The organism is Hyphomonas sp. GM-8P (genome assembly GCF_003263315.1).
Lineage (GTDB): Bacteria > Pseudomonadota > Alphaproteobacteria > Caulobacterales > Hyphomonadaceae > Hyphomonas.
This window is the reverse complement of sequence record NZ_AWFE01000012.1, coordinates 1-1,025: the sequence shown is the minus strand read 5'-3', so window position 1 is coordinate 1,025 and position 1,025 is coordinate 1. Positions and strand designations below refer to the sequence as shown.

Sequence of the window (1,025 nt, the reverse complement as noted above, 5' to 3'; positions counted from 1 at the left end):
CTCAACTGGTCGAAAGACCATCAATAGGAGCTAATCCCACATGAAACGCCTTGCCCTCATCCTCCTCGCCTCGACCGCCCTTGCGGCGTGCGAGAGCTTTCCGGCCGCTGTCGGCCCCGACATCACACTGGATGAACCAGACTATGTCGAAGACCTCTATCTCGCCCCTGACGTGGAAGAGACCGATATCGCCGACGCGGACCTTGTTCCAACGCCGGTTGTCTACCGCACCTATACGCCGACAAGTGTCACGGGCGCGATGCCGGGCCAGTTGAAGCCCATGCCGACGGAGGCAGATGCGCCATCACTCAAACCTTACCAGGCCATCGAAACGGCGAATGGTAAGGCGGCGATCGAGCCTTCGCTCGACAATTACATGAACGCGATCCAGGTCTATCCCTACACGGTCGGCGCGCTCTATCAGGTCTATTGCGCGCCGGAACAGGTCACCGACATCGTCCTGCAGCCGGGCGAGGAACTCGTCTCGGTCTCTGCCGGCGACACGGTGCGCTGGGTCCTCGGGGATACGGTCTCCGGAACGGGTAGCGAGGCCCAGGCGCATATCCTGATCAAACCGACACAGGCGGGCCTGAAGACCAACCTCATCATCACGACGAGCCTGCGGGCCTACCATCTTGAGCTGAGGGCATTCGAAGAAACCTATATGGCGGCCGTCTCATGGCGCTATGCCGACCAGCAACTTGTGACGCGGGTGGCGGGTTCGGCGGCAACACGCGCATCGTCATCGCCGGCCGGATTGCAACTCGAGCGGCTGAAATTCCGCTATGACCTTGAGGGCGACTTTCCGCACTGGCGGCCGGATCGCGTGTTCGATGATGGCCGAAAGGTCTATATCCAGTTCCCGGCACGGCTCGACCAGGGTGAGGCCCCGGCCCTCTTCGTCATTGGCCGGGACGGCAAGTCCCAGCTGGTCAACTATCGCATGTCCGGAGACTATTATGTCGTCGACCGTCTGTTCGCCCGCGCGGAACTCCGCCTCGGCGAAAAGCGCCAGGATGTCGTGA

The 1,025-nt window shown here is 61.6% G+C and carries 1 protein-coding gene; it reads left to right on the top strand.

What is annotated here, in order from left to right; genetic code table 11:
* Window positions 1-40: 40 nt before the first annotated feature.
* On the top strand, window positions 41-1,025 hold a 985-nt coding region (trbG, locus tag HY26_RS01670), incomplete at its 3' end, for a P-type conjugative transfer protein TrbG (protein ID WP_112072811.1).